At 53.8% G+C, this 7,040-nt stretch carries 3 protein-coding genes and 4 tRNA genes; 5 read left to right on the forward strand and 2 right to left on the reverse strand.

Annotation, left to right across the window (positions count from 1 at the left end; all coding sequences use genetic code 11):
* Positions 1 to 4 precede the first annotated feature (4 nt).
* Positions 5 to 1,774 carry a TonB-dependent receptor gene (locus tag QZ310_RS10345; RefSeq protein WP_297072481.1) on the reverse strand — a complete coding sequence of 590 codons (1,770 nt, stop codon included), beginning with the start codon at positions 1,772 to 1,774 and terminating at the stop codon, positions 5 to 7.
* A 41-nt stretch (positions 1,775 to 1,815) separates the two neighbouring features.
* The gene (locus QZ310_RS10350) at positions 1,816 to 4,806 is read right to left on the reverse strand and encodes a tetratricopeptide repeat protein (RefSeq protein ID WP_297072483.1); all 2,991 of its coding nucleotides are present in this window, start codon (positions 4,804 to 4,806) and stop codon (positions 1,816 to 1,818) included.
* 237 nt (positions 4,807 to 5,043) lie between these two features.
* Here QZ310_RS10350 and QZ310_RS10355 point away from each other — a divergent pair, with 237 nt between their 5' ends.
* The 5 genes from QZ310_RS10355 (at position 5,044) to QZ310_RS10375 (ending at position 6,963) form a co-directional block, all read left to right on the forward strand.
* A complete protein-coding gene (locus tag QZ310_RS10355; protein ID WP_297072486.1) occupies positions 5,044 to 6,345 on the forward strand; it encodes an acetylxylan esterase in 1,302 nt (433 codons plus the stop codon).
* 242 nt (positions 6,346 to 6,587) lie between these two features.
* A tRNA-Thr gene (locus tag QZ310_RS10360) sits at positions 6,588 to 6,661 on the forward strand.
* 46 nt (positions 6,662 to 6,707) lie between these two features.
* Positions 6,708 to 6,790, forward strand: a tRNA-Tyr gene (locus QZ310_RS10365).
* A 13-nt stretch (positions 6,791 to 6,803) separates the two neighbouring features.
* Positions 6,804 to 6,876, forward strand: a tRNA-Gly gene (locus tag QZ310_RS10370).
* 12 nt (positions 6,877 to 6,888) lie between these two features.
* A tRNA-Thr gene (locus QZ310_RS10375) sits at positions 6,889 to 6,963 on the forward strand.
* Positions 6,964 to 7,040 lie beyond the last annotated feature (77 nt).

A 7,040-nucleotide genomic window follows, 5' to 3' on the forward strand; every position in this document is an offset into this window, starting at 1 on the left:
AAAATTAAAATTTAAGGGTTGCGCCGAGCATGAAGTTAATGCCTTGCGACGGACGGCCGCCGATGTAGTCGAAACGACGATCAAGAAGATTCTCGCAGCGGACAAAGACCGAAAGTGGGTCTGAGACAGTGTAGGTCGCTCCGAGCGAGAGGTTGGAGACGACACCGAGGGAATGTGCGACCGGGGTGTAGATGGTACCGAGGTCTGAGACGGTCTCGGGGAAGAGGCTGTAGGCACGTCGGCCTGCGCGGAATTCCCAACCGAGTGTCACGAGGAGCGGACGGACGGGGCGCACCGACAGTTCGGCGTTGAGGACGTGGCGGGCACGGTCGCGCCATTCGTAGAAGGCGTTGTCGTAGCTATGTGGTGCGGTCTCGTAGCTTACGCGTGCTGAAACGGCGTCGCGGTAGTCATAGCCGACGGCAATACCTCCATGCCATGCGGAGAGGTTGGTCGCGCCGAAGATGCCTTCGCCGGGATAGGATGAGGTGATGACAGGCATGAGCCAGTCGGATGCCTTGGCGTAGCCTCCGAAAGCTTCGATGTATGCACCGAAGAAGGGCCCGAATGTCAGACGGGCATCAAGCGCGAGGGGGATGTGGGATTGAGTGTAGGCCATTGACGGAGCGAGGTAGGGGGTGACATCGTAAAGCTCCGAGAGCGAGTTGAGCCGGGAGCCGCCGTGGGCCTTCACCTCGAAGCCGAGAATCTGGGAGGGTGTCCATGCGAAGGATACTTCAGGGGCGATGTGGAAAGTTTTATCGGTGTTTGATGAGATGTCGATTTGTGCGCCGAGGCCGACCTTGACTGTTCCGGAGGTGAAATCATAGTGCGGGGTGAGGGAGACAAGTCCGCTGGTCGAGGATGCTTTACCACTGATGTCGGTCGGTGCGAGGTAGGGGTAGAGGGGGTGGATGTGGGGTGTGCTGCGGAGGAAGTCGGCATCCACATCAAGTCCGATAGAGGAGCTCTCGCCGAAGGGGAGTGAAATCAGCCCGGAGAATCCGAAGAGGTTCTGGCGTACACCTTTCTCGGGATATGCTTCGGGGATAGCATATCCGGTGCGGGCGAGTGTTGAGTGGTAGAAGCCGAAATGACCGTAGTGGAGGGCGGCGCTGTAGCGGATTCCTTCGCCGTTGGAAGTGAAACCGACCTGACCGTTCACGCGGCTGATATTCTGTCCGAATGTCGAAAACTCGAGAGGATTAGTATGGTAGGCATAGTTGTAGACCAAACCTGCATTGAGAGCGGATGTCTTTCCGACGAGTGTGTGGAAATCAGCTCCGACTGTTGCCGAGTGGTCGCGCCAATAGTTCTTTATTTCCGAGGATGCTCCTTCCATGGCGAGGTGGGGGACGGAGGTCTTCGTGGTGTAGATGTCGCCATTGTATTCACCCCAGAGGCTCAGACGGGTCTTGTCGGAGTCGAGGATGCGGTAGCCTGCCGAGAGGGCAGAGTTGAAGAGGGGAGTGCCGAGACCGAGGGCCACATAGCCGCGATAGGGGGAGATGTAGAGCTTGTCGCCGTAGGCAAGCGGAGCGAGCACCTGAAAATCCTTGGGGATGGATGAGGTGACGACACGGTCGCTGAATGGGAGGCCGTTGTTTCCGATGGAAGGAAGCTGGAGGGTGGGGAGGACGTTGATGCGTGATGCGTCGCGCTTCAACGGGTCGATTTTCTGATCGACGTTTATTTCCTTATGCAGACCTTGTGAGAAAGCCGCGAAGGGAGTGGCGGCGAGAGCCAAGGTGATGAGTGCTATTTTGGTATTCATTTTATAAGCTTATAAGCGTGATGAGGTGGGACGGATGTGGATTAGAGGCGTGATTCAATCATCTGGAAGATGTCGGCCTCGGTGCCGGGATAGTTCGAGCGGAGCGATTTGAGATATTCATCGGCTTCGAACTTGTTGCCCTCCTTGCGGAGAATGTCGCTGTAGAGGATGAAACCACGTGCGAGCCAGTACTGGTGCGGAGTGTCGGAAGAGATGAGCTTATCGGCGGTAGCCTTTGCGTCCTTGACCTTTCCGCGTTCGAGCTGCGAGGCACCGAGATAGTAGGCACTCTTGGCTCCGTAGATGTCGGAGGGATTCGCAGCCAGTTCCTGCCAGTCGGTGTAGGCAAGGTCGTAGTGGCCGAGATTGTTGTTGGCCATGCCGCGCATGAATTTGATTTCGCTTGCGTCGGTCGAGGAGTTCGCGGCTGTGGAGGCAAGGAGTTTGTCGGCGGTAGCTACGACATCGTTGTATTTGCCGAGGTCGTTGGCAGTGCGCATGAGTCCGATGTGCGCTTCGCGGAGCATGTTGGAGCCGGAAGCTCTGCCCTCAAGTTCCTTATATGTCGTATAGGCGATTTCAGTCTTACCAAGTGCTGTCTCGGCTGCGGCCTTGATGAGCATGGCATCCTCGGCCACCTCGGAGTCCGGATGAGAGGTCAGGACTTGAACTGCATAGCCCTGTGCCTCGGCGGTGTTGCCGGAATTCCATGCTGCATCGGCGAGGTAGTAGAGAGCCTGTGCGCGGTCGGCGCCTGTGGGGTAGTCGTTGATATAGGCTGTGAGCTTGGCAGTGGAGCTTGAATTCACATAATCATTCTCGGCAGCCTGGAATGCGAGACGTTCGAGGTCGGAGGCTTCGTAGCGCGGGGCGTTCGGGACGGAGTTGATGAACGAGACGAAGGCTGAGAGGTTGCCGTCGGCTGCGTAGATTTGCTTGAGGTCGTCGGCAGCGATGCGGGCTTCCTCACTGGTGGGGAAGGTGGTGATGACCTTCTTGTAGGTGTCAATACCGTTGGAGCGTTCGCCACGGTTGATATAGGTGATGGCGAGCTGGAGATAGCCGTTGCGGCCGGGGGCAGTGTTGGGATATTGCTGCACGAGCTGACGATAGGTTGCGATGGCCTTGTCGGTCTGGCCCATCGCCGATTGGCTCTCGGCTTTTTCAAGGAGTGCTGAGGGGATGAGGCCCGAAGATGGGAACTTCTGCATCAGTTGGTCGAGGCTTGAAATCTTTCCGGAGTAGTCCTTGCGGAGACCCTTCATCATTGCAAGCTGATAGAGCGCATAGTCACCTGCTGATGGGTTGAGGTCGTAGGACTGCTTGTAGTTTTCAGCGGCGGCGTTGAAATCGGAGAGGTAATACTGGCAATCGGCCATGCGGGCGTAGGAGTCGGAGAGGAGCGAAGAGGGTAGACCTGTGTTGCCGGCTTTCAGAAGCGATATTGCATCGCGGAAGTCGGTAAGGGCGTCGGAATAGCGTTCCTGATTGAAGCGTGTGTAACCGAGGTCGTAGTATGCGAGTGCGCGGTTGCCATAGTCGGTTTTGGGGGTTGCGGCGATGAAATCCTTGTAGCAGGTCGACGCTTCGTCGTAGTTTCCACGGGCGAAGTAGCAGTCACCGAGCCAGAGGTTGCATTGGCGTGAGAGCGTGGGGTTGCCCGAAGAGATTTGTTTGGCCTGTGTGAGATGGGTTATGGCCTGTGAGATTTTTCCGGAGGTGTATTCGCGCGAACCGAGCACGAGCAATACGCGCTGCTTGGCCTGCTGAAGTTCGGCCGACGGATTCGGGATGCGTTCGAGGGCGGCAAGGGCGCTTTCGTAGTCGTTGTCGCTCATGTAGCCGTTGACGATGTAGCGCTGCACGTCGGCACTGTAGCGTGAATTGGGATACTCCTGCAGGAAGTTTTCAAGGAGCGCTACGGAATTGCCGAAAGGCACACGTCCGCCGTCCATGCGGGCAACGGCGTAGTTGTAGAACGCTGTCTCGCGCACGTCGCGGTCATAGTTCATGCGGTAGGCGTTTTCGAAAGCCATCAGCGCTGAGTTGGTATCGCCTCGTTTCAGGTAGGCTTGTCCGAGGAAGAGATATGCGCTCTGGCCCATAGCGGAATCGCTGCCGGCGGACTGCTGCAGAAGTTTGATTGCAGCGTCATAGTCACCGTTGCGGAATTCGTCCATGCCGAGGATGTAGAAGGCCGACGCTTGCGGGGCGGTCGCTTCCGCACAGTATTTCCAGAGATAGGAGTGTGAGCCTTCTTCGTCGCCGAGATTGTAGAGCGACTCACCGGCGATGCGGTTACATTCAGCCGTGAACTGCGGGACGGTTCCGGAAGCGATGAGCTGCTGCGCGAGGGTGAGAGCGCGGTTGTAGTCTCCCTGAGCGAAGAGAATCTGAGCCTCGTAGTAGGGAGCTGCATTTCCGGGTTCGCATGAAGTGTCGACCGAACGGAAATATTGAAGTGCAAGGGGGAAGTCTTTTTCAGCGTATGCAAGATAGCCGAGATAGAAACGGGCGGCGTTGCCGAATTCAACGCTGCTCTGAAGTCCGCGGAACATGCTTGCAGCCGTAGAGTTTTCTCCGAGAAGCATGTAGGAATAGGCCATTCGGTAGGTCATCTCGTCGCAGCGGTCGGAAGTGAGTGCGAGAGGGTCGACTTTGGAATATTCCTGCAGTGCCTGCCCGTAGTTGGCGCGGTGGAAGTAGAAATCACCGATTGACATCATGACATCGGCACGACGCGGAGATACGGGGTAGTCATGGAGGAATTTATTGAAGAGCTGCAGTGCGCGGTCCTCGCCAAGTCCCTGGGATGCCTTGCCGAGATAGAAGAGGGCCTCTTCCGCCTGCTCGGGAGTGGGATGAAGTTCGTTGAGACGGGAGAGTTGGTCGATGCAGCCTCCGTAGTTACGGTCGTCGAACATTAGGATTCCTCTTTCGAGGTAACCGTTGGAGTCCGAACGATTGATCTGGCCGTGCGAGGCTCCGGCAGCCATGCAGCACAATGCGGTGATGATGAGTTGTCGTTTCATATTTGGATATTGCATAATCCCCCTGAGGTTTCGAGAGGATGAAAAATCTTTTCTGAGGTTAATATCACGCAAAATTACGACCTTTTGAGGAAATATCACTCTCCGGAAGTTCGAAAAAAGTGATTTAAGAATATTTAATGGGTATATTCGGGAAGGAATGAGGTGAAAACGTTAAATTTGTAAGAATTTCCAACAGAATCTGAATCGTAACATTATCACAAAATAAATCTTCAAATCATGAGAAAAATCTGTCTTACCACCTTAATTATATTATACGCGCTTGCGTGGACGGTGGCGAGAGGAGAAAATTATCCTTCGCGTAGTGACTGCCTTTGGGTGACTAATCCGGATCATCCCGACTGGCTTTATGAGACCGGCGACAGTGCCGTCATCAGTGTCGAACTTTATCATTACGGTATTCCGGCCGACGGTGTGACCGTGAAATATGCTATCGGTGACGATATGCTTCCTGCCGATAAGGAGGGGACTCTGCTGCTGAAGGATGGTCGTGCAAAGATAAACATCGGCACCATGACTAAGCCCGGTTTCCGCGACCTCCGTCTTGAGGCACGTTTCGGCAACCATCGGTCGCAGCATCATGTGAAGGTCGGTTTCTCGCCTGAGAAACTTGAACCATACGTCAAGGAACCGTCAGATTTTCTTGATTTCTGGAAAAAGGCGGTTAAGGCCGACAAGAAATATCCGCTGACATATACAATAGAGCCTGTCGAGAAGTATACGACTGATAAAATGACATGTCAGTTGGTGAAACTGCAGCTCAATCCTGAAGGAAAAAGTATGTATGGCTATCTCTTCATTCCTAAGGGCGGAGGAAAGTATCCGGCCGTGCTGACACCTCCCGGAGCCGGCGTGAAGACAATCAAGGAGCCGCTTCTCCACCGTTACTACGGAGAGGGTGGTATGATAAGGCTTGAAATTGAGATTCACGGACTGCATCCGGATCTCACGGAAGAGGAATTTGCTGCCGAGCGCAAGGTGAGGGGAAGTTATCTGGACTTCGATCTTGATGACCCGGATAAATATTACATGAAGGATGTGTATCTCGGTTGCCGCCGTTTTCTCGACCTGCTGACCTCGCTGCCCGAATGGGACGGTAAGAACCTTTTCACGCAAGGCGGTTCGCAGGGTGGGGCGCTTGCCATCACTACTGCCATGCTTGACGACAGAGTGACCGGCTGTGCGGCAAATCATCCCGCATTGAGCGACATGACCGGTTATCTTGGAGACAAAACCGGTGGCTATCCACATCATTTCCGTAAAAATCCGGCGGATGCCACCCCGGAGAAGATTCGCACACTCGAATATTACGACGTCGTGAATTTTGCACGCCATCTGAAATGTCCCGTCAGGATGACATGGGGATTCAATGACAATACATGTCCTCCGACGACGAGCTACGAGGTGTTCAATGTCATCACGACTCCCAAAGAGGCATTGCTCACACCAATCAACGAGCATTGGACAACTGAGTCTACCGAGAGGGGGCACTACGACTGGATTAAGGCCCATTGCCGATGATACAGCCTTCGCCGGAGATGCCGATTGCATTTCCGGCGAAGTTTTTTGAAAAATAAATTGTGTTTGTTAAGTGTTTGGGTGGTAGTTTGTTAATGTTGATTTTGTTCGGTTTTTGGCCGAAAACATGAAAATTTCTTTGAAAAAAGTTGTCGAAATATTTGCAGGTTTCAAATATTAGCCCTAATTTTGCATCGCTTTTGAGAGCTAACGCCTCTCCAAAAGCAAGAGAACAATAACTTGTTGCCTCTTTAGCTCAGTTGGCCAGAGCACGTGATTTGTAATCTCGGGGTCGTTGGTTCGAATCCGACAAGAGGCTCAACGAAACTAAAACGAGTGAAGCGTTTCGGCGGTTCACTTCAAAAGGGCGAATACCAGAGTGGCCAAATGGGGCAGACTGTAAATCTGCTGGTTTTTACCTTCGGTGGTTCGAATCCATCTTCGCCCACACTCTAACTAATGCGGAAGTAGCTCAGTTGATAGAGCATCAGCCTTCCAAGCTGAGGGTCGCGAGTTTGAGCCTCGTCTTCCGCTCTACGACATAATGCCAATGTAGCTCAGGGGTAGAGCACTTCCTTGGTAAGGAAGAGGTCGCGGGTTCAAATCCCGCCATCGGCTCCACCAATCAAACAAAGTGACAGCCCCGATAGTGCTTTTACGCTATCGTGGCGTCTTGTTAGAAAAGTCAATCATTAATC

This window comes from uncultured Duncaniella sp. (assembly GCF_910577345.1).
GTDB lineage: Bacteria > Bacteroidota > Bacteroidia > Bacteroidales > Muribaculaceae > Duncaniella.

What these genes read in the sequence shown, in the direction of transcription:
- QZ310_RS10345 (WP_297072481.1), bottom strand. Translation starts at nt 1,774, where the DNA reads ATGAATACCAAAATAGCACTCATCACCTTGGCTCTCGCCGCCACTCCC.
- QZ310_RS10350 (WP_297072483.1), bottom strand. Translation starts at nt 4,806, where the DNA reads ATGAAACGACAACTCATCATCACCGCATTGTGCTGCATGGCTGCCGGA.
- QZ310_RS10355 (WP_297072486.1), top strand. Translation starts at nt 5,044, where the DNA reads ATGAGAAAAATCTGTCTTACCACCTTAATTATATTATACGCGCTTGCG.